The sequence below is a fragment of the Oceanicella sp. genome, from assembly GCF_056449545.1.
The window spans coordinates 1-18,911 of the sequence record NZ_JBWOMN010000149.1; the positions used below are offsets into that span (position 1 = coordinate 1).

20 protein-coding genes are annotated in these 18,911 nt (G+C 68.2%); 13 read left to right on the forward strand and 7 right to left on the reverse strand.

Annotated features, from left to right (window positions below; genetic code table 11):
* Positions 1-200 precede the first annotated feature (200 nt).
* The 9 genes from AC1HC7_RS18800 (at position 201) to upp (ending at position 8,665) form a co-directional block, all read left to right on the forward strand.
* Positions 201-743 (forward strand): histidine phosphatase family protein, encoded by a 543-nt coding sequence (locus AC1HC7_RS18800; RefSeq protein ID WP_479497848.1) that lies wholly within the window; start codon positions 201-203, stop codon positions 741-743.
* Entirely contained in the window at positions 743-1,138 is a 396-nt protein-coding gene (locus tag AC1HC7_RS18805) for a cytidine deaminase (protein WP_479497847.1), read from the forward strand. Before AC1HC7_RS18800 ends, AC1HC7_RS18805 begins: the two co-directional genes overlap by 1 nt.
* Entirely contained in the window at positions 1,135-1,920 is a 786-nt protein-coding gene (locus AC1HC7_RS18810) for a purine-nucleoside phosphorylase (protein ID WP_479497846.1), read from the forward strand. The genes AC1HC7_RS18805 and AC1HC7_RS18810 overlap by 4 nt, the downstream gene beginning before the upstream one ends.
* Positions 1,917-2,681, forward strand: a complete 765-nt coding sequence (gene deoC, locus AC1HC7_RS18815; RefSeq protein WP_479497845.1) for a deoxyribose-phosphate aldolase — start codon at positions 1,917-1,919, stop codon at positions 2,679-2,681. The genes AC1HC7_RS18810 and deoC overlap by 4 nt, the downstream gene beginning before the upstream one ends.
* A gap of 85 nt (positions 2,682-2,766) precedes the next feature.
* Entirely contained in the window at positions 2,767-3,765 is a 999-nt protein-coding gene (locus tag AC1HC7_RS18820; RefSeq protein WP_479497844.1) for an AraC family transcriptional regulator, read from the forward strand.
* Between the two features lie 406 nt (positions 3,766-4,171).
* Complete coding sequence (gene deoA / locus AC1HC7_RS18825) at positions 4,172-5,488, forward strand: thymidine phosphorylase (RefSeq protein ID WP_479497843.1); 1,317 nt, start codon at positions 4,172-4,174, stop codon at positions 5,486-5,488.
* Between the two features lie 88 nt (positions 5,489-5,576).
* Entirely contained in the window at positions 5,577-6,839 is a 1,263-nt protein-coding gene (locus tag AC1HC7_RS18830) for a phosphopentomutase (RefSeq protein WP_479497842.1), read from the forward strand.
* A gap of 149 nt (positions 6,840-6,988) precedes the next feature.
* Positions 6,989-7,969: an adenosine deaminase gene (add, locus tag AC1HC7_RS18835; RefSeq protein WP_479497841.1), complete on the forward strand. Its 981-nt coding sequence runs from the start codon at positions 6,989-6,991 to the stop codon at positions 7,967-7,969.
* Between the two features lie 63 nt (positions 7,970-8,032).
* A complete protein-coding gene (gene upp / locus AC1HC7_RS18840; protein WP_479497840.1) occupies positions 8,033-8,665 on the forward strand; it encodes a uracil phosphoribosyltransferase in 633 nt (210 codons plus the stop codon).
* Positions 8,666-8,712: 47 nt separating this feature from the next.
* On the opposite strand, the gene AC1HC7_RS18845 is transcribed toward upp, so the two are convergent.
* Together AC1HC7_RS18845 and AC1HC7_RS18850 are read right to left on the reverse strand one after the other, a co-directional pair.
* Positions 8,713-9,447, reverse strand: coding sequence for a hypothetical protein (locus AC1HC7_RS18845; RefSeq protein WP_479499313.1), 735 nt, complete (start codon positions 9,445-9,447; stop codon positions 8,713-8,715).
* A gap of 327 nt (positions 9,448-9,774) precedes the next feature.
* Positions 9,775-10,515 (reverse strand): VPLPA-CTERM sorting domain-containing protein, encoded by a 741-nt coding sequence (locus AC1HC7_RS18850; RefSeq protein ID WP_479497838.1) that lies wholly within the window; start codon positions 10,513-10,515, stop codon positions 9,775-9,777.
* Between the two features lie 573 nt (positions 10,516-11,088).
* Between AC1HC7_RS18850 and recA the strand changes: the two genes are divergently transcribed.
* On the forward strand, positions 11,089-12,153 hold the full coding sequence (gene recA / locus AC1HC7_RS18855) for a recombinase RecA (protein ID WP_479497837.1): 1,065 nt from the start codon (positions 11,089-11,091) through the stop codon (positions 12,151-12,153).
* 134 nt (positions 12,154-12,287) lie between these two features.
* Here recA and moaA read toward each other — a convergent pair whose 3' ends face one another.
* Together moaA and AC1HC7_RS18865 are read right to left on the reverse strand one after the other, a co-directional pair.
* A complete protein-coding gene (moaA, locus tag AC1HC7_RS18860) occupies positions 12,288-13,328 on the reverse strand; it encodes a GTP 3',8-cyclase MoaA (RefSeq protein ID WP_479497836.1) in 1,041 nt (346 codons plus the stop codon).
* A gap of 67 nt (positions 13,329-13,395) precedes the next feature.
* Positions 13,396-14,244: an LOG family protein gene (locus tag AC1HC7_RS18865; RefSeq protein ID WP_479497835.1), complete on the reverse strand. Its 849-nt coding sequence runs from the start codon at positions 14,242-14,244 to the stop codon at positions 13,396-13,398.
* A 161-nt stretch (positions 14,245-14,405) separates the two neighbouring features.
* On the opposite strand from AC1HC7_RS18865, the gene dapD reads away from it, so the two are divergent.
* The 3 genes from dapD (at position 14,406) to dapE (ending at position 16,875) form a co-directional block, all read left to right on the forward strand.
* The gene (gene dapD / locus AC1HC7_RS18870; RefSeq protein ID WP_479497834.1) at positions 14,406-15,257 is read left to right on the forward strand and encodes a 2,3,4,5-tetrahydropyridine-2,6-dicarboxylate N-succinyltransferase; all 852 of its coding nucleotides are present in this window, start codon (positions 14,406-14,408) and stop codon (positions 15,255-15,257) included.
* 14 nt (positions 15,258-15,271) lie between these two features.
* Positions 15,272-15,607, forward strand: a complete 336-nt coding sequence (locus AC1HC7_RS18875) for a hypothetical protein (RefSeq protein WP_479497833.1) — start codon at positions 15,272-15,274, stop codon at positions 15,605-15,607.
* 119 nt (positions 15,608-15,726) lie between these two features.
* Positions 15,727-16,875, forward strand: coding sequence for a succinyl-diaminopimelate desuccinylase (dapE, locus tag AC1HC7_RS18880; RefSeq protein ID WP_479497832.1), 1,149 nt, complete (start codon positions 15,727-15,729; stop codon positions 16,873-16,875).
* Positions 16,876-17,053: 178 nt separating this feature from the next.
* Here the strand turns inward: dapE and AC1HC7_RS18885 are convergent, their stop codons facing one another.
* The 3 genes from AC1HC7_RS18885 to AC1HC7_RS18895 form a co-directional block, all read right to left on the reverse strand.
* Positions 17,054-17,572, reverse strand: coding sequence for a CarD family transcriptional regulator (locus AC1HC7_RS18885; protein WP_479497831.1), 519 nt, complete (start codon positions 17,570-17,572; stop codon positions 17,054-17,056).
* A gap of 405 nt (positions 17,573-17,977) precedes the next feature.
* On the reverse strand, positions 17,978-18,316 hold the full coding sequence (gene fdxA, locus AC1HC7_RS18890; protein ID WP_479497830.1) for a ferredoxin FdxA: 339 nt from the start codon (positions 18,314-18,316) through the stop codon (positions 17,978-17,980).
* 158 nt (positions 18,317-18,474) lie between these two features.
* The gene (locus tag AC1HC7_RS18895; protein ID WP_479497829.1) at positions 18,475-18,900 is read right to left on the reverse strand and encodes an RNA-binding S4 domain-containing protein; all 426 of its coding nucleotides are present in this window, start codon (positions 18,898-18,900) and stop codon (positions 18,475-18,477) included.
* Between the last annotated feature and the right edge of the window lie 11 nt (positions 18,901-18,911).

Below are 18,911 nucleotides of genomic sequence, written 5' to 3' on the forward strand. Positions count from 1 at the left end.
CCCCGCCTCGCCCCCGCCTCGCCCCGCGCCCCGTCCCGCCTCGCCCCCGCCCCGCCCTGCGCGCGCCCCGATCCCCCCGCGACCCGCCCTGCGTCTTGTGCAGGCCGGGAAAACCGGGTTTCCTGCACGCAGGCGCCCATTGACCGCATCGCCGCCGGGGGCGCGCGCCGCCCGGCGCGGCCCGAAGGAAAGAACCGCCAATGCCTCTCGCCGATTTCATCCTGCTGCGCCATTGCGAGAAAGTCGGGGACGATCTCGACGATCCGCTGACCGCCAAGGGCGTCGCCGACGCCGGGACGCTGGCCGAGATCCTCATGGACGAAGGCGTGGACGCGATCTACGCCTCGCCCTATCGGCGCAGTCAGGAAACCATCGCGCCCTTCGCGCGGCGCGCGGGCCTGCCGGTGATCACCGACGGGCGCTTTGCGGAATGGCGCCTGTCGCTGACCGCGCAGGCCGAACTTGAAACCATTGGCCGGAGGGTGCTGGCCGATCCCCATTGGCGCGCGCCCTGGTCCGAGACCATCGCCGAATGCTGGATCCGCATCGAAGCGGCGCTGCGCGACATCGCCGCCGCCGGGCATCGCCGCCCGGTGATCGCCGCCCATGGCGGCATTCTGGGCATCGCGCTGGCGCATATGACCGACGGGTTCGAACAGGCCCATTGGGCGACCTTTCACCAGCCCACCGCGGTCGCCATCCGGGCGCGGGGCTGGCGCCGCCTGACGCCGGAGCAGATGTGATGGCCCCGGAAGAGGACCTGTTCCGCGCCGCGCTGAAGGCCCGCGAAAACGCCTATGCGCCCCATTCCGGCTTTGCCGTTGGCTGCGCGCTGCGCAGCGTCGGCGGGCGGATCTTCGCCGGCTGCAATGTCGAGAACCAGTCCTATCCCGAGGGCTGCTGCGCCGAGACCTCGGCCATCGCCGCCATGGTGCTCGCCGGCGAGCGCCGCATCGTCGAAATCTGCGTGGTCGCCGATCACGCGCCGCCGATCACCCCCTGCGGCGGCTGTCGCCAGCGGCTGGCTGAATTCGGCGACGCCGCCACGCTGGTGCACGCCGCCGGGCTGGACGGGCCGGAGGCAAGCTGGACGCTGGGCGAATTGCTGCCCGCCGCATTCGCATTGGAGACGCCATGACCCAAGCCGCAGATCTTGTTCGCGCCACGGCCGGCGACGCGCCGGCGGCGCTGGGCCTGATCCTGGGATCCGGGCTCGGGGCGCTGGCCGAGGACATCGAGAACGCCCACGCCTTTCCCTTCGAGACCCTGCCGGGATTCCCGGTGTCGGGGGTCTCGGGACATGCCGGGGCGCTGGTGATCGGCGACCTGTGCGGGGTGCGCGTGGCGCTGCTGTCGGGGCGGGCGCATTACTACGAACAGGGCGAGGCGGGGGTGATGCGCGCGCCGCTCGAAACCCTGAAGGCGCTGGGCGCCGGGGCGCTGCTGCTGACCAATTCCGCCGGATCGACGCGCGAAACCATGCCGCCGGGCGATCTGATGATCATCAGCGATCACCTGAACTGGTCGGGGCTCAACCCGATGATCGGCGAGGCCACGGATGCGCGTTTCGTCAACATGGTGGACGCCTATGACCCGGACCTGCGCGCCCGCCTGCAGGCCGCCGACCCGACGCTGAAAAGCGGCGTCTACGCGTGGTTTTCCGGCCCCAGCTTCGAGACCCCGGCCGAGATCCACGCCATCCGCATGCTCGGCGCCGACGCGGTTGGCATGTCCACCGTGCCCGAGACCATCCTCGCGCGGTTCTGCGGGCTGAGGGTCGCCGCCGTGTCGGTCATCACCAACTACGCCGCCGGCATGACCGGGCAGGCGCTCACCCATTCGGAGACAAAATCCGAGGCGGCCAAGGCGCAGGCGCGGTTTCGCGCGCTGGTGCGCGCATTCGTGGAGAGTTTCGCGTGACCGATCAGCAAGACATGAAAATCATGGCGGCGCGGGCGCTGGCCTGCCTCGACCTGACCAATCTCGACGATGACTGCGACGCGGAGGCGGTCGCCGCCCTGTGCCGGCGCGCCAGCACGCCCCATGGCAAGACCGCCGCGATCTGCATCTGGCCGCGCTTCGTGGCGCAGGCGAAAAAGCAGCTGGCCCCGGGGATCAGGATCGCCACCGTGGTGAATTTCCCCTCCGGCGAGGATCCGGCCGAGGAGGTCATCGTCATGACCGAAAAGGCGGTGTTCGACGGCGCCCATGAAATCGACATGGTGATCCCTTACCGCGCGCTGATGGAGGGCCGCCCGGAAAGGGTGATCGCCCGGGTCGAACGCGTGCGCCGCGCCGCGGGGCGCGCCACGGTGAAGGCGATCCTTGAAACCGGGACGCTGCAGACCCCGGAGCTGATCCGGCAGGCCGGCGAACTGGCCATCGAGGGCGGGGCGCATTTCCTGAAGACCTCCACCGGCAAGGCGCCGGTCAACGCCACGCTGACGGCGGCGCGGGTGATGCTGGAAACCATCGCCGACAAGGACGCTTCGATCGGCTTCAAGGCTGCTGGCGGGGTGCGCAGCACCGAGGATGCGGCCAATTACCTTTCGCTGGCGGATGAGATCCTGGGGCCCGACTACGCCACGCCGGAGCGGTTCCGCATCGGCGCCTCGGGGGTGCTGACCGCGCTGCTGGCGACGCTGGACGGCGAAGCCGCAACCGCCTCAGATGGCTACTGAACCCGCCCGACCAACGGCGAGGGGCGGCGCGGCGCCGTCAGCGCTTCGGACCGCTTGCGCCGCAAGGCGGGCGCCGGCGCTTTGGGTGCGCAAGGCGGCGTGCGGCGCGCGGGCCGCCGGCGATGCGCAGGCGGTGGCGGACTCGCTCGCCGCCGTCGGCCTGCCGGCGGATTTCCCGGATTCGGACGCGAAATGGGTGGCGCTGAAGCAGGAGGTGGATTTTTTCGAACAGATGGCATGGCGCAGCGGCGACGATCTGTTCGGCCTGACCGCCGGGTTTCGCTTCGAGACCCGCGGCGTCAACCTCAACAGCTACATCGCCTTTGCGGCCTCGACGCTGCGCCAGGCGCTGCAGGCGGCGGTGCGTTTCGCGCCGCTGGAACGCGCCTCCGCCGATTTCCGGCTGGAGCTTCAGGCCGACGGAACCGCCTGCCTGGCGCTCGACAGCAGCGACGCTCATGAACGGCTGCACCGGCAATCCACCGAATTTCACCTCGCCACGGTGCTGAAATTCCTGCGCGCGGCCACCGGCGCGGACATTCCGCTCAGGTCGGTGAGCTTCGCCCATCATCGGCGCGCGCATGCCGGCGCGGTCGCCGCCCGGTTCGGCTGTCCGGTGGATTTCAGCGCGGCTTCGACGCAGCTGCGCTTTGCGCAGGCGGCGCTGGATCTGCCGATTCCCAGCCAGGACGACACGCTGTGCGACCTGCTGATCGCCCATGGCGAGATGCTGCTGTCCGCGCGTCTGGGCGCGGGCGGGCCCGACATCCTGCGCGACATCGAAAGGCGGGTGCTCGACAACCTGCCGCGCGGCGGCGTCGCCTTGGCGCAGTTGGCGCAGGACATGGGCCTGAGCCGCCGCACGCTGGCCCGCCGGATGCGCGATTGCGGCGTGACCCTGCGCGGGCTCACCGACAACCTGCGCCGCGAATTGGCGGCAAGCTACCTGCGCGATCCGGCGCTGTCGCCGAGCCAGATCGCCTATCTGCTGGGATTTTCCGAACCGAGCGCCTTCTACGGCGCCTTTCGCCGCTGGAACGGCTGCACCCCGGGCGATTTCCGCGCGAAGGCCCGCGTGGCATGAGAAAGCGCCGGGCCGCCCCTCTTCTTGCGGCGAAGGGCTGGCCCGGCAGGGACACTCGATGACGGCGAACGTTTGGTCCCTCGGCTGTGCGAACGGTTGGGTCTGTCGCCAGCAGGCGCATCGGAAGCTGGGGACTTCGGATGATGCGCCGCCGCCGCCGTCACGCGCGCGCGCCGGGGATGTGGCCATCCCGGATTTGCGCGCGGGCCTCGGTCTGTTTTCGGGTCGTTGCGTCACGCGCCCCGGTTCCACGCTGTCTGCCACGAAGGACAGATACGCGGACCCGGGCCGCCGCGCATTGCGCCGGGCTGCCAAAAACTTGATCGCCGGCGCCTTTGGCGCGCGGCATGCCGGGGGGCGGCGCGCAGATGCGCGGCGCGCCGCCGGATGACTGGAAAGGACGACCATGCTGGCTCAGGAAATCATCATCCGCAAACGCGACGGCGGCGCGCTCAGCGCCGAGGAGATCCGGTTCTTCGTTGACGGGCTCGCCAGCGGCGCGATCTCCGAAGGCCAGGTGGCCGCGCTGGCCATGGCGGTGTTTTTCCGCGGCATGGAGCTGGCTGAACGCGTGGCGCTGACCGAGGCCATGCGCGACAGCGGCGAGGTGCTCGGCTGGGATCTGCCGGGCCCGGTGGTGGACAAGCATTCGACCGGCGGCGTCGGGGACAACGTGTCGCTGATGCTGGCCCCGGCGCTGGCCGCCTGCGGCGCCTATGTGCCCATGATCTCGGGGCGGGGGCTCGGGCATACCGGCGGCACGCTCGACAAGCTGTCGACGATCCCGGGCTATGACGTGCGGCCGGAGCCCGATGCGCTGGCGCGGATCACCCGCGAGGTCGGCTGCGCGATCATCGGCCAGACGGCCGAAATCGCCCCCGCCGACAAGCGGTTCTACGCCATCCGCGACGTCACCGGCACGGTGGAATCGGTGGACCTGATCACCGCATCCATCCTGTCCAAGAAGCTCGCCGCCGGGCTGGGGGCGCTGGTGCTCGACGTCAAGGTGGGCTCGGGCGCCTTCATGGCCACCGCCGAGGACGCGCGCGCGCTGGCGGAATCGCTGGTGCTGGTGGCCAATGGCGCGGGCTGCCGGACCTCGGCGCTGATCACCGACATGAACGAACCGCTGGCCTCGGCCGCGGGCAACGCCATCGAGGTGGCGAACGCGGCGCGGTTTCTGGTCGGGGCGGAGATCGACCCGCGGCTCTGGGAGGTCACGGTGGCGCTGGGCGGCGAATTGCTGGCGCTGTGCGGCATCGCCGAGGACCCGGCGGACGGGCGCGGGCGCATGATCGGGGCGCTTGAATCCGGGCGCGCCGCCGAAAAATTCGCCGCCATGTGCGCGGCGCTCGGCGGTCCGGCGGATTTCATGGAGCGTTTCGCCGAATACCTGCCCGCCGCGCCGGTGATCCGCGACGTGTTCGCCGACCGGCCGGGGCTGGTGCGGGCGATCGACGGGCGCGGGATCGGCAACGCGGTGGTTGAAATGGGCGGCGGGCGGCGCAGGCCCGAGGACGAAATCGACCCGGTGGTGGGCTTTGACCATCTCGTGGGGATCGGCGCCTCGGTGGATTGCGAATGGCCGCTGGCCCGGGTCCACGCGCGCAGCGAGTCGCAGGCCGACGCCGCCGCCGCCCGCCTGCGCGCCGCCTACGCGATCGGCGACGAGGCCCCCGCCGAGGCCGATATCGTCAAGCGTCGCATCGGCCCGCCCGACTGATCCGCGCCGCGGATCCGAAGCGTCGGGCGTTTGCGTTGCCGCGCCCGAAAACCCATATTCACCTGATCTGCTTGAAGGAGAAAGATTGATGGCAAGGGTTTTCATATTCGTCATGGACAGCGTCGGCATCGGCGGCGCGCCGGATGCGGGCGACTTCTACAACGGCGACGTCCCGGACACCGGGGCCAACACGCTGCTGCATGTCGCCGAGGCCTGTTCGCAGGGGCGGGCCAACGAGGGGCGCATGAACAAGCTCAGCCTGCCCAACCTGGCGCGGCTGGGGCTGGCCCCGGCCTGCGAACTGTCCTGCGGCGTGCGCCCCCCCGGCTTGATCGCCGGCGGGCGCGGGGTGTTCGGCGCGGCGCAGGAGGTGTCCGCCGGCAAGGACACCATCACCGGGCATTGGGAACTGGCCGGCGTGCCGCTGACCCGCGACTGGGGCTATTTCCCGCGCACCTGCCCGAGCTTTCCCGCCGATCTGACCGCGGCGATGATCGCGCAGGGGGATCTGCCGGGGATCCTCGGCGACAGGCACGCCTCGGGCACCGAGATCATCGCCGAGCTGGGCGAGGAAAGCGTCGCCACCGGCAAGCCCATCGTCTACACCTCCGCCGACAGCGTGGTGCAGATCGCCGCCCATCAGCAGGCTTTCGGGCTGGAGCGGCTCTATGACCTGTGCAAGCTGACCCGCAAGCTGGCGGACCCGCTGAATATCGGGCGGGTGATCGCGCGGCCCTTCATCGGGACCGGCGCCGCAGATTTCAGGCGCACCCCCAAGCGCAAGGATTACGCCAATCCGCCGCCGGCGCCGACCATCTGCGACCGGGTCGAGGCGGCGGGCGGCCATGTCACCGGCATCGGCAAGATCGAGGACATCTTCGCCGGCAGCGGCATCACCGAAAGCCGCAAGGGTCGCAACGACATGGCGCTGCTCAACCAGGCGATCCTGGCAATCGAGGAATCCGAGCCCGGCGATCTGGTCTTCGCCAATTTCGTCGAATTCGATTCCCTGTATGGGCATCGCCGCGACATCGCCGGTTACGCGCGCGCGTTGGAGGCTTTCGACGCCAAGCTGCCCGACGTGTTCGACAAGATGAAGCCCGGCGACCTGCTGATCATCACCGCCGATCACGGCAACGACCCGAGCTGGACCGGCACCGAGCACACCCGCGAACGCGTCCCGATACTTTGCGCCGGGCCGGGGCTGATCCCCGGCAAGGTCGGGCTGCGCCGCTTCGCCGACGTGGCCGAAACCGCCGCCTTCGCGCTCGCCATTCCGCCGGGGCCGAATGGCGAAAGCTTTCTCGAACGCCGCGAGGACGGCGCCCTGCGCCCGGCGGCCGTGGGCTGATCCGCGGGGGTGGATATCGGTTGTAAACAATTCGTGATATGATCGGGCCAATTCGCGTTGACCTTCGGCCGCATCGTCGCCATATCGCGCTGATGCTCGGCCGGAGGGAACTCTGCGTCTGCGTTCAATAATAAAAAGGATGCCATTGCATGACCGATTACACCGCGATTCCCAAAGTAGAGCTGCATCTGCACATCGAAGGCGCCGCGCCGCCGGCGCTGGTGCGCGAGATCGCCGCGAAACGCAATATCCGGACCAACGGGCTGTTCGACGCGACCGGCGGCTACGCCTGGTCGAATTTCACGGAATTCCTCGGCGCCTATGACGCGGCGGCGGCGTTGTTTGACACCCCCGAGGCCAATCGCGATCTGGCCGAGGCGGTGCTGCGCGAATGCGCCGCCCATGGCGTGGTCTATGCGGAGCTGTTCCTGTCGCCCGATCACGCGGGCGCCGATCCCGAAGCCTGGGCCGACTACCTTGCCGCCGTGTTCGAGGGCGCCGCGGCGGCCGAGGCGGCCACCGGCATCACCGCCCGCTTCATCCCGCTCTGCGTGCGCGGGCTCGGCCCGGAGACCGCCGCGCGCGCCGCGCGGCTGGCGGTGCGCGATCCCGATCCGCGCATCGTCGGTTTCGGCATGGCCGGGGATGAACGCCTGTTCGCCCCCGCCGATTTCGCCCCCGCCTTCGCCATCGCCCGCGAGGCGGGGCTGAAGCTGACCGCCCATGCCGGCGAATTCGGCGGCGCCGACAGCGTGCGCGCGGCGCTGGACGGGCTTGGCCTCGATCGCATCGACCACGGGGTGCGCGCCATCGAGGACCCGGCGCTGGTGGCGCGCCTGGCTGAGGAGGCGGTGCCGCTGGCGGTCTGTCCCGGCTCCAACGTGTCGCTCGGGGTCTATGACTGGGACAACCACCCGTTCGAACGCCTGCGCGCCGCTGGCGCGGCGGTCACGGTGTCCACCGACGACCCGCCGTTCTTCCGCACCGACATGACCGACGAATACCGCATGCTGGCAAGGACCTTCGGCTATGACGCGGCCACGCTGGGCGAGATTTCGCGCGCCGGGCTCGCCGCGGCGTTCTGCGACGAGGCCACGCGCGCGCAAGTGGCGCTGAAGCTCGCCGCCTGAGCCGGCCTATCGACGCGACCGACCGGCGGTGGCATAGAGAGGGCGCAGTCAAGGAGAGCGCCCATGTCCCAGCATCTGACCATCGTCGATCACCCGCTCGTGCAGCACAAATTGTCGATCATGCGCGAAAGGGGCACCTCCACCGGGTCGTTTCGCCGCCTGCTGCGTGAAATCAGCCTGCTGCTGGGCTACGAGATCCTGCACGATCTGCCCATGACCACCCGCACCATCGAGACCCCGCTGATGGAGATGGAGGCCCCGGTGCTGGCGGGCAAGAAGGTGGCGCTGATCTCGATCCTGCGCGCCGGCAACGGGCTGCTCGACGGGATTCTGGAACTGGTGCCTTCGGCGCGGATCGGTTTCGTCGGGCTGTATCGCGACGAGCAGACCCTGAAGCCGGTGCAGTATTACTTCAAGGCGCCCAGCGATCTCGCCGACCGGCCGGTGATCGCGGTGGACCCGATGCTGGCGACCGGCAATTCCTCGGTGGCGGCGATCGATCTGCTGAAGGGCGCCGGGGCGAAGGACATCCGCTTCCTGTGCCTGCTGGCGGCGCCCGAGGGCGTGGCCCGCATGAAGGAGGCGCATCCCGACGTGCGCATCGTCACCGCGGCGGTGGACGAGCGGCTGAACGAGCTGGGGTATATCCTGCCGGGTCTCGGCGACGCCGGCGACCGGATGTTCGGCACCAAGTAGCCCGCTTCGCGCCGGGGCGGCTGGCCCCCCCCCCGGCGCGGCGCGGATCAGGCGGGCCGGCGCGGCAGGCGGCGCAGTCCGGCCAATCCCGCCAGGCCGGACAGCAGCAGCAGGCCGGCGCCCGGCAGCGGGATCGTCGCGGGCGTTGGCGCGGCGCCCAGCACGAAATCGTCGATGCCGAAAGCGTCGGAATCGCCGGTCGGGTCGAGCACGTAGAATTCGACGCCGAAGAAGTCATCGGCGGCGATGACCCCCGAAAACACCAGGTTGCCATTGGCGCCGCTGGTGGCGAACGTGCCCAGATCCTCCTGCACGCCGCCGAAGAAGTCGAGCAGGCGCAGGCCCAGCTCGCCGTCGAAATCTCCGATGTCGCTGCCGTAATAGCCAAAGGCGTTGACGCCGGCGCCGCCGAACGAGATGGCCACCGCATCGCCGGATTTCACCCGCAGATACTGCACCGGGGTCACCGCGTATTGCGCCTCGGGCGTGTCGGCGTCGCGAATCTCGCCATCGCCGAAGAAGCTCAGCGCGGTTCCGCCCGAGGCGAATCCCGTCTGGCCGTTTGCGGCGCCGGCGGCCATGCCGGTGGCGACGACCTCGAAATCGAAATGCTCCGTGATGTCCAGCGCCGCCTCGAACAGCGCCCGTTCAGCCGCGGTTGCGGTTGGCGGCAGGCCGGAATCCTGCGCGAAGAAGGTGGTCAGCGCCGCGGCGGGCCCGGCGGACGCCATGGCGCCGAGCGCTGCCGTCAGCGCGAAAGGGGCGATAAAACTGCGAATCATCAGGGCCTCCACTGATCAAGCGGTGATTCAGAAGCCGGCGAACGCAAGCGCCGCAATGCCAACGCGACAGAAACTGCATGGTCAGACGCTGACCATGAATCATTTTAGGCCCAGTCGGAATCGTCCGCCATGGTTGTTTTGGTTTCGAAAATTAACAATTAGGGGTTGTGGTGATCCTGCCGCAAGTCATGCTGGCTGACCGCCCTGCGCGCCCTGATCCCGGGCGCCGGGTCGGTGCGGCGCAATGGCCATGATGCGCGTGGGCGCAAAAGAAATGCGCCGGGGTTTTCGCCCCGGCGCATTTTATTCAGACCGCTGTGAGGCGGGTCAGACAGGCTTGCGCTTGAAGCGGCGCAGGCCGGCCAGGCCGGCGATGCCGGAAATCAGCAGCAGGCCAGCGCCCGGCAGCGGCACGATCGACGGGTTGTTCGAGGTCCCGATGATGATGTCGTCGATGCCGAAGGCGTCGGAGTCGCTGGTCGGGTCGATGAGGTAGAATTCCACGCCGAAGAACTCGACGCCGGTGGTCACGCCGGCGAAGATCAGGTTGCCGTTCGCGCCGTTCGGCCCGAGGACGCCCAGATCCAGCTGCTCATCGCCGAAGAAGTCGAGCAGGCGCAGGCCCAGTTCACCGTCGAAATCGCCGATGTCGCTGCCGTAGAAGCCGAAAGCCGTGACGCCGGCGCCGCCGAAGGAGATGGCGAGTTCGCTGTCGCTGCTGGTTTTCACCCGCAGATACTGGACGGGCGACACCGCGTATTGCAGCTGCGGCGTGTCGGTGTCGCGGATTTCGCCGTCGCCGACGAAGCTCAGCATGGTGCCGCCGGTGGCGACGCCGGTCTGGCCGGTGGCCGCGCCGACAACCATGCCGGTGGTGGCCTCTTCGAAGTCGAAGTCTTCCTGCACGAGCAGGGCGGCTTCGAACAGCGCGCGTTCAGCGGCGGTGGCGACCGGCGGCAAGCCGGCGTCCTGCGCGAAGAACGTTGTCAGCGCCGACGCCGGTCCGGCGAGCGCAACCGCACCGACCATCGCAGCAAGGGCGACCGGCGCGAAAAACTTGTGAGTCATGTGAACCTCCATTGGTCATGCCAAAAATTCAGGAGGCGGCAAACGTAAACACCGCATGGGAAACGCGATCAATTACAAAAAGAGTTTCGCGACCAGCAAAGGTCTGGGCGCAGAATTCACTCCCGTTTTTCGCAGAACAACACATTCTGCGGTCTTTCCACTCAACGCGGGCACCTGGGCGTACGCAGTGGGAATCACGGCAAGCTCAAACGTTGAGCGGAACATAGGAACCGAGACTTATCCCGAACCCGTTGGATACCGAGGTATCTTAGCACAACCCCAACGGAAAAAGAAAGCATCTTGTTTCTGCCAATTTCGGGATTATTAGCGTTAATTTACAGTCGGTTGGCTTGACATGCTCGTTGCCACGGAAACGCCGAATTTGCCGAATCTGCCCAAGTGGCTGGTCCTGATCAGCGTTAATCTATCCTTAATCGGTCGCGCCCCAAAATCCCCGTCAGACGAAAGATCCCGGTTGTTCTTGTTGCGTTCCAGTGTTAAGCACTTTGAACAAAATGCGAACGGCAGCGAGATTGAACCCGTGTCGCGGCTGTGAAATAAGGGAAACAGGCAATGGCCCAGAGCATCCTTGAACTGAGTGGTAAACGCGGCATGGACAAGCAGAAGGCGCTGGATTCGGCGCTCGGCCAGATCGAGCGGAATTTCGGCAAGGGCTCCATCATGAAGCTCGGCCAGCAGAGCCACATGGACGTGGAATCCATTTCGACCGGCTCCATCGGGCTCGACATCGCGCTTGGCATCGGCGGACTGCCCAGGGGGCGGATCATCGAGATCTACGGGCCGGAAAGCTCCGGCAAGACCACGCTGGCGCTGCATGTGATTGCCGAAATGCAGCGCGAGGGCGGCATCTGCGCCTTCGTCGACGCCGAGCACGCGCTTGATCCGTCCTACGCGCAGAAGCTGGGGCTGGACATTGACGAATTGCTGATCTCCCAGCCCGACGCCGGCGAGCAGGCGCTGGAGATCACCGACACGCTGGTGCGCTCGGGCGCGGTGTCGGTGGTGGTGGTGGATTCCGTCGCCGCCCTGACCCCCAAGGCGGAGCTCGAAGGCGACATGGGCGACAGTTCGGTCGGCGTGCAGGCGCGGCTGATGAGCCAGGCCATGCGCAAGCTCACCGGGTCGATCTCGCGGTCCAAATGCATGGTCATCTTCATCAACCAGATCCGCATGAAGATCGGCGTGATGTTCGGTTCGCCCGAAACCACCAGCGGCGGCAACGCGTTGAAATTCTACGCCTCCGTGCGGCTCGACATCCGCCGCATCGGCGCGATCAAGGATCGCGACGAGGTGGTGGGCAATTCCACCCGCGTGAAAGTGGTCAAGAACAAGGTGGCGCCGCCGTTCAAGCAGGTGGAATTCGACATCATGTATGGCGAGGGCATCTCCAAGACCGGCGAACTGATCGACATGGGCGTGAAGGCCGGGGTGGTGGAGAAATCGGGATCCTGGTTCTCCTATGGCGACCAGCGCATCGGGCAGGGGCGCGAGAACGCCAAGAAATTCCTGCGCGACAATCCAGACATCGCCTATGAGGTCGAGGACAAGATCCGCGCCGCGCACGGGCTCGAATTCAACCGCCCGCCGCCCGCCGCCGACGACGTGCTGGAGGCCTGACTTTCCGGAACGTCGCCTGTCCCGCCCTCGGCCGCTGGCAGGGCGGGGGGCGACGTTGACCTGCGGAGTCAGACGCGGCGCCAGCGGCGGCGCAGTCAGGCCGGATCCGCAAAACCCCGCGGCGACCGGGACTGTCAGCCGCCGGTGACGCTCATGTTGTGCGAAACCGCGCCGCCGACACGCTGCCTTGAATAGTCGAAATCATGGCCCTTGGGCTTGCGGGCGATGGCGTTGCGGATCGCGTCGCGCAGCGGCGCGTCCGAGTCGTCGCCGCGCAGCGCCGCGCGCAGATCCGCGTCGTCATCCTGCCCGAGACACATGTAGAGCTGTCCGGTGCAGGTCAGCCGCACCCGGTTGCAGCTTTCGCAGAAATTATGGGTGAGCGGCGTGATGAAGCCGATCCGCCCGCCGGTCTCCTCGACCCGCACATAGCGCGCCGGGCCGCCGGTGTTGAGGGGAATGTCGGTGAGGCGCCAGCGCGCGGCCAGATCGGCGCGCAGCTCGCTCAGCGCGTAATACTGGTCGAGCCGGTTCTCATTGCCGATATCGCCCATGGGCATGACCTCGATGAAGGTCAGGTCCATGCCCCGGTCGCCGCACCATGCCACCAGCTTGTGAATCTCGTCGTCGTTGACGCCGCGCAGCGCCACCGCGTTGATCTTCACCTTCAGCCCGGCCTCCTGCGCCGCGTCGATGCCGTCCATCACCTGCGCGAAGCGGCCCCAGCGGGTGATCTTGGCGAATTTCTTCGCATCCAGCGTATCCAGCGAGACATTGACCCGGCGCACCCCGGCGTCAGACAGCGGCCCGGCGAAGCGGCGCAGCTGCGAGCCGTTGGTGGTCAGCGTCAGTTCGTCGAGCGCGCCCGAGGCCACATGTTCGCCCATGCGCGCGAAAAACTGCATGATGTTGCGCCGCACCAGCGGTTCGCCGCCGGTGATGCGCAGCTTGCGCACCCCCATGGCGATGAAAACCGAACACATGCGGTCGAGTTCCTCAAGCGTCAGAAGGTCCTTCTTGGGCAGGAAGGTCATGTTCTCGGACATGCAGTAGACGCAGCGAAAATCGCAGCGATCGGTGACCGATACGCGCAGATAGGTGATTGCCCGCGCGAAAGGGTCGATCAGTGGCGCGCCGTCCAAGGGCGCCTCGGGGGCGAAGATTTGGCTGGTCATGACGTCTCCCTGTTGCGCCTCAATCTAGTGGCGCCCGGGGCGCGCGGCAAGGCGCGGGGCGCCGCGCTCAGCGCGTGGGCGGCGGCAGCTCGGCTTCCGAGGTCCGGGCCCGCTGCATGATGTCCCAGGCCTGTTCCGCGGTCTCCACGAAATGGAACAGCTCCAGATCCTCGGCGGCGATGGTGCCGGCGTCGGCCAGGGCCTCCCAATTGACGATGGAGCGCCAGAATTTTTCGCCGAACAGCAGCACGGGCACCGGGGCCATGCGGCGGGTCTGGATCAGGGTCAGGGTCTCGAACAGTTCGTCAAGCGTGCCGAAGCCGCCGGGAAACACCCCGATCGCTTCGGCGCGCATCAGGAAATGCATCTTGCGGATGGCGAAATAGTGGAAATTGAAACTGAGCTCGGGGGTGACGTATGCATTGGGCGCGTTTTCGAACGGCAGCACGATGCCGAGCCCGACCGAGCGGCCGCCCGCCTCATGGGCGCCGCGATTGCCCGCCTCCATGACCCCGGGTCCGCCGCCGGTCACCACCACGTGGCGCGAGCCGTCCCCGGCGAGGCTGGCCTCGGTGCAGAGCCGGGCGAATCGCCGCGCCTCCTCGTAGAAATGGCAGAGATCGCCGAGGGTCTTCGTATGCGCCTCGCGCTTGCGGTCGGGCGCGAGGATGCGGGCGCCGCCGAACAGCACCACGGTGCTTTCGACGTTTTGCTCGCGCAGCAGGGTTTCGATCTTCAGGAGCTCAAGCTGCAGGCGCACCGGGCGCAGATCGTCGCGTTTCAGGAAATCGAGGTCCTGAAAGGCCAGCCGATAGGCCGGCGCGGCGCTTTGCGGCGTGACCGGCTGGCGTTCGGCGGCGTGGATGTCCTCCTCGGCCGAGCGAAACACCGAATGCCTGTCGTCGCGATGGGTCATGCGCAGTTTTCCTTGCCGTCGCGCGGCCCGATGGGGCCTCGCCAGATCCATGCCGCCCCTGCGGGCGCGCCGCCGATCCCGCGCGCGAGGATTGCGCGCGGGGGCCCGCGCCTCTATAGCCTCCCGTCAGCGCCGCCGTAACCGCAAAAGCAGGATCAGCCATGACCAACGCCGCCGCAGGACTTGAGACCGTCATCGAAGCCGCCTGGGACGATCGCGACGCGGTGTCGCCCGCCACGCGGGGCGAGATTCGCGAGGCGATCGATACCGCCCTGACCCTGCTGGATACCGGCCGCGCGCGGGTGGCGACGCGGGGCGATGACGGATCCTGGACCGTGCATCAGTGGCTGAAGAAAGCGGTGCTGCTGAGTTTTCGGCTCAACGACATGACCGAGATCCCCGGGGGGCCGGGCGGGGCTTGCTGGTGGGACAAGGTGCCCTCGAAATTCGACGGCTGGGGCGCCGAGCAGTGGCGCGCGGCGGGGTTTCGCGCGGTGCCGGGCGCGATCGTGCGCCGCTCGGCCTTTGTCGCGCCCGGCGCGGTGCTGATGCCGAGCTTCGTCAATCTCGGCGCCTATGTGGACAGCGGGACCATGGTGGACACCTGGGCCTCGGTGGGGTCCTGCGCGCAGATCGGCAAGAACGTGCATCTGTCGGGCGGCGTCGGCATCGGCGGCGTGCTGGAGCCCATGCAGGCCGGCCCGACGATCATCGAGGACGACTGCTTCATCGGGGCCCGCTCCGAGGTGGTCGAGGGCTGCATCGTGCGCGAGGGATCGGTGCTGGGGATGGGCGTGTTCATCGGCAGATCCACCAGGATCGTCGATCGCGCCAGCGGCGAGGTCAGCTATGGCGAGGTGCCGCCCTATTCGGTGGTTGTGGCGGGCGCGCTGCCGGGCAAGCCCATGGCCGGCGGCGCGCCGGGGCCGTCGCTGTATTGCGCGGTGATCGTGAAACGGGTGGATGAGCGCACCCGTTCGAAAACCTCGATCAACGACCTTTTGCGCGACTGAAGCGGGCAGGGGCGATGTCGGACAAGCCCAGGAAGCCAAGCCGCCAGAAGGCGTTCACGCTGCTGGTGCAGGTCGGGCGCGCCAAGGGCGACGGCTTGCCGGCCAGGGCGACCGGGGCGGCGCTGATGTGCTACGCCTCGGGCGTGGACGAGGCGGAGGCGGTGCGCGAGACGGTGGCGGTGCTCAAGCAGGCGGATCTGGCGCCGCTGGAGGTCACCGGCTACGGCACGCTGGAGGAACGCCTCGCCGACGGTCAGGAAATAGGCGACGAGGACCGGGCGCTGATGGATCGCGCCCTGGCCGAGAACGCGGTGATCGTGGCGCAAGTGACGCCGTTTTTCGACGACTGAGCCCGGGGGCGCCCGCAAGCGCCCCCGCCGGGCGCGTGCCCCGCCCGCCCACCCCGCCCGCCCCCGGCGAGGCCGCTTGCGGGCAGGGGCGCGGGGCGTTTCTGACAGGAGAGCTTCATATGTCTGACATCGCCGCGCCCGTCGATCCGGTCGCCCTGTCCGCGGAGCTGATCCGCTGCCCCTCGGTGACGCCCGAGGAGGGCGGCGCCATCGCGTTGCTGGAGACCCGGCTTGGCGCCGCCGGTTTCGCCTGCACGCGCATCGAGCGCGGCGGCGTCTCGAATCTTTATGCGCGCTGGGGCGATCGGGCGCCGGTGTTCGGCTTCAATGGTCATACCGATGTCGTGCCGGCGGGCGACGCGGACGCCTGGACCCACCCGCCGTTCAGCGGCGAGATCCATGGCGGCGAGCTGTGGGGGCGGGGGGCCACCGACATGAAGACCGGCGTCGCCGCCTTCGCGGCGGCGGCGATGGATGCGGTGCGCGACCGCCCTCATGGCTCGATCGCGCTGCTGATCACCGGCGACGAGGAGGGCGACGCCGCCGACGGCACCCTGGCCATTCTCGACTGGATGGCCGCGAATGGCGAGACTCTGGACGTTTGCCTGGTCGGCGAGCCCACCTGCCCGGAGGCATTCGGCGACATGATCAAGATCGGCCGGCGCGGGTCGATGACGGTCTTTTTCACCGCGCGCGGCAAGCAGGGGCATTCCGCCTATCCGCACCGGGCGCGCAACCCTCTGCCGGCGCTGACGAGGCTGCTGGACCGGCTGGCGCGCCGCGAACTCGATGCGGGGACCGCGCATTTCGACCCCTCGACGCTGGCGATCACCACCATCGACGTGGGCAACCCGGCCACCAACGTGATCCCCGCCGAGGGCCGCGCCACGGTGAACATCCGCTTCAACGACGCACATGACTCCGCCGGCCTCTCGGACTGGCTGCGCGCCGAAGCGGCGCGCGCAGCGGCCGAGACCGGCATCGACATCGACCTGAGCTTCAAGATCTCGGGCGAAAGTTTCATCACCCCGCCGGGGCCGCTCACCGATCTGATATCCGCGGCGGTCGAGGCCGAGACCGGGCGCCGCCCCGCATTGTCAACCAGCGGCGGCACGTCTGACGCCCGTTTCGTCAAGGCGCACTGTCCGGTGGCGGAATTCGGCCTCGTGGGCAAGACCATGCATCAAGTGGATGAACGCGTCCCCGTGGCGCAGATCGAACAGCTGAAAGCCGTCTACCTGCGGATGCTGCGCGGCTATTTCGCCTGACCGGGCCACCGGTCGCCCAAACGGCGCAGCCGTTCCGTCGGCCCGCAGGCCGATCGTCGGGGAGGGGGGCTCGACGCCCCCCGACACGAGGCGCGCCCCTGGACATTCGCGACCCGGACGCAAAAAGGCCCCGCGTCCGGGGACGCGAGGCCTCGGTTTCGATCGCCGCGCAGCCGCGTCAGGCGGCGGCGCGCAGGATCAGCACCTCGTCGACGCGCTTGGCGGCCCGGTCCTCGTCGATCGCCTCCACCGCGGCAAGCTCGCGGGTCAGGCGCTCCAGCGCCGCTTCGTAAAGCTGGCGCTCGGAATAGGACTGGTCGGGCTGGTCTTCGGCGCGGTGCAGATCGCGCACCACTTCGGCGATGGAGATCAGATCGCCGGAATTGATCTTCTGTTCGTATTCCTGCGCGCGGCGCGACCACATGGCGCGCTTCACCCGGGCGCGGCCCTTCAGGGTGTCGAGCGCCAGCCCGATGGTGTCCGGCGAACTCAGCGACCGCATGCCGACCGATCCGGCCTTGGCGGTGGGCACGCGCAGCGTCATCTTGTCTTTCTCGAAGGAGATGACGAACAATTCCAGTCGGGCGCCGGCGATTTCCTGCTCCTCGATCCGAACGATCTTTCCCACGCCATGCGCCGGATAGACCACGAAATCATTGGGACGAAATTCGGATTTGTTGGAGGCGGTCTTGCTCATGCGGTTGGTCGTCCTTCCTCGTAGCGGGCGCCAAAGCGCCCGACACAGCAAAACCCGCTCGCCCGCCATTTTCCCGGCGGTGCTGCAGTTGCTTCGCTGTTCGCTCTGCGTTTTGCGCGGTACCCGATCGGCGGCTCGCCGCGAAGGCCCGACCCCGGGGCTTCGCCCCTGGCCGATCGCTTCCATCCGACGAGGTGATCGCGCATGCACGTTTGTGTAATGAATATATCATAATTCGCATGCGATTCCCATAGCTGCGGCGTCGGGCCGCAACCGCATGCTTCGAGATTTCGCGAATCTGGATGAAGGACTCGGCGAATCTGAGCGCGATGCTACGCCAGATCCGGTGAAGCAAATGTGACAGCGGCGGCGCGAGTCCGAGGCAAAGCGTCGCGCCGGGCGCGCTCAGTCGCCCACGCCCGGCTTTTCCGAAAAGTACTTGGCCAGCTTGCCCTCTTCGCCGTCGTATTTTTCCGCGTCATCGGCCTGCTCGCGCTTGGTGACGATGTTGGGCCAGGATTCGGAATATTTCCGGTTGAACTCGACCCATTTCTCCATGTCCGGCTCGGTGTCCGGCAGGATCGCCTCGGCCGGGCACTCAGGTTCGCAGACCCCGCAATCGATGCATTCGTCGGGATGAATGACCAGCATGTTCTCGCCGATGTAGAAGCAGTCGACGGGGCAGACCTCGACGCAATCGGTATAGACGCATTTGATGCAGTTCTCGGTGACGATGTAGGTCATTGCGCGCGTTTCCCGTTTCATCGGATTCGACCCAGGCGAAGGCGGCAGGCGAAACCAGCGTGGTTCTAGGGCGCGCGATCGGCAGTGGCAAGAGCGACCATTTGGCCCGCGTGAGGCGGCGGCGCGCCGGATCCCGCACCCGCCGCCTTGCGGCCGCGTCAATGATCGCCGGCATCGCGGAGTTTTTGCGTGAGCCGCCTGTCGCGCTTGGTCGGCCGTCCGGCGCCGGGATCGCGCAGCCCCACCGGCGCGGGGCCGTCGGCGGCGCCCCTGACGCGCGACGGGCGCGGGGCCGGCGGCGCCAGGTCGTCATAGAGCGCGCGCGCCTCGGGCGCCGGGCCGCGACGGACGCCCAGCGCCAGAATTTCGATCACGCGAACGTGATCGCCCAGCGCAAATGTCAGCACGTCCCCCGGGCGCACCTGCGCCGAGGGCTTCGTCACCCGCGCGCCGTTGATCCGCACGCCGCTCCGGGCCACCGCCCTGGCGGCGAGGCTGCGGGTCTTCAGGAACCGCGCAAACCACAGCCATTTGTCGATCCGCAACGCCGCGCCGGCGTTTTCGGGCGGCGCCGCGCCGGTCATGCCGGGCGCGC

Coding starts and splice junctions, on each gene's coding strand:
- AC1HC7_RS18800 (WP_479497848.1), top strand. CDS start 201: ATGCCTCTCGCCGATTTCATCCTGCTGCGCCATTGCGAGAAAGTCGGG.
- AC1HC7_RS18805 (WP_479497847.1), top strand. CDS start 743: ATGGCCCCGGAAGAGGACCTGTTCCGCGCCGCGCTGAAGGCCCGCGAA.
- AC1HC7_RS18810 (WP_479497846.1), top strand. CDS start 1,135: ATGACCCAAGCCGCAGATCTTGTTCGCGCCACGGCCGGCGACGCGCCG.
- deoA (WP_479497843.1), top strand. CDS start 4,172: ATGCTGGCTCAGGAAATCATCATCCGCAAACGCGACGGCGGCGCGCTC.
- AC1HC7_RS18830 (WP_479497842.1), top strand. CDS start 5,577: ATGGCAAGGGTTTTCATATTCGTCATGGACAGCGTCGGCATCGGCGGC.
- add (WP_479497841.1), top strand. CDS start 6,989: ATGACCGATTACACCGCGATTCCCAAAGTAGAGCTGCATCTGCACATC.
- upp (WP_479497840.1), top strand. CDS start 8,033: ATGTCCCAGCATCTGACCATCGTCGATCACCCGCTCGTGCAGCACAAA.
- AC1HC7_RS18845 (WP_479499313.1), bottom strand. CDS start 9,447: ATGATTCGCAGTTTTATCGCCCCTTTCGCGCTGACGGCAGCGCTCGGC.
- AC1HC7_RS18850 (WP_479497838.1), bottom strand. CDS start 10,515: ATGACTCACAAGTTTTTCGCGCCGGTCGCCCTTGCTGCGATGGTCGGT.
- recA (WP_479497837.1), top strand. CDS start 11,089: ATGGCCCAGAGCATCCTTGAACTGAGTGGTAAACGCGGCATGGACAAG.
- moaA (WP_479497836.1), bottom strand. CDS start 13,328: ATGACCAGCCAAATCTTCGCCCCCGAGGCGCCCTTGGACGGCGCGCCA.
- AC1HC7_RS18865 (WP_479497835.1), bottom strand. CDS start 14,244: ATGACCCATCGCGACGACAGGCATTCGGTGTTTCGCTCGGCCGAGGAG.
- dapD (WP_479497834.1), top strand. CDS start 14,406: ATGACCAACGCCGCCGCAGGACTTGAGACCGTCATCGAAGCCGCCTGG.
- AC1HC7_RS18875 (WP_479497833.1), top strand. CDS start 15,272: ATGTCGGACAAGCCCAGGAAGCCAAGCCGCCAGAAGGCGTTCACGCTG.
- dapE (WP_479497832.1), top strand. CDS start 15,727: ATGTCTGACATCGCCGCGCCCGTCGATCCGGTCGCCCTGTCCGCGGAG.
- AC1HC7_RS18885 (WP_479497831.1), bottom strand. CDS start 17,572: ATGAGCAAGACCGCCTCCAACAAATCCGAATTTCGTCCCAATGATTTC.
- fdxA (WP_479497830.1), bottom strand. CDS start 18,316: ATGACCTACATCGTCACCGAGAACTGCATCAAATGCGTCTATACCGAT.
- AC1HC7_RS18895 (WP_479497829.1), bottom strand. CDS start 18,900: ATGACCGGCGCGGCGCCGCCCGAAAACGCCGGCGCGGCGTTGCGGATC.